This window comes from Belliella filtrata, assembly GCF_022549775.1.
Taxonomy (GTDB): domain Bacteria; phylum Bacteroidota; class Bacteroidia; order Cytophagales; family Cyclobacteriaceae; genus Belliella; species Belliella filtrata.
This window is the reverse complement of sequence record NZ_JAKZGP010000151.1, coordinates 1-680: the sequence shown is the minus strand read 5'-3', so window position 1 is coordinate 680 and position 680 is coordinate 1. Positions and strand designations below refer to the sequence as shown.

At 34.9% G+C, this 680-nt stretch carries 1 protein-coding gene; it reads right to left on the bottom strand.

Annotation, left to right across the window (positions count from 1 at the left end; translation table 11 throughout):
- The coding region (locus tag MM239_RS20840) for an IS1595 family transposase (RefSeq protein ID WP_317235661.1) at positions 1–319 on the bottom strand (319 nt) is incomplete at its 3' end.
- Between the last annotated feature and the right edge of the window lie 361 nt (positions 320–680).

Genomic DNA, 680 nt, shown 5'->3' with positions numbered 1-680 from the left:
CTGTATCATACTTTTTCAATCCAAGCTGGCGCTGTAGCTCCATGCAGGACAAGCCCTTTTTCGTTGCCGACATTAGCAAAAATGCCGCAAACCATGTATGCAATGATAAATTACTGTTCTCCATCACCGTACCGGACTTCAAAGATGATCTCCGTCTACAAATACTGCATTCAAAAACCTTTTTAGTACTGAACCAGTAATGTTTTGTGCACTTTTTGCAGTTCTTACAATGGATCCCCTGTTTTTCTCTATGAGCTTTCAGATAAAGTTCACAACTCTGTTCGTCAGGAAAATGCGATATGAAATTAATAATGTTCATGGCTGTTTTTTTCACCAATTACATCAATTCCAGCTACACTATAAACTATTTGACACTAGCTGTCAAACAAAATTTGGCTACGTGCCAAATTCGGGGGAGTCATATTTTATAATTTGTTATTGTCACTATAATAATTTAGTTTAAAATAAAGAGAATTAGTTTATAAAAGAGTTGTTCTTTTTAAAACACTTAAGAATAAATCAAATGAAGTATCCAATATTACCAATAAGAAAGATTGTTATAAGGTGTTGTTTGTCTAGCGTAATGCTGTTTCAGGCTTGCGACAGTTCAAATGATGGAGTGGAGTATACAAATGAATTTTATGGGGATGCAGAGATCATCAGGATAGATCCTAAAAACG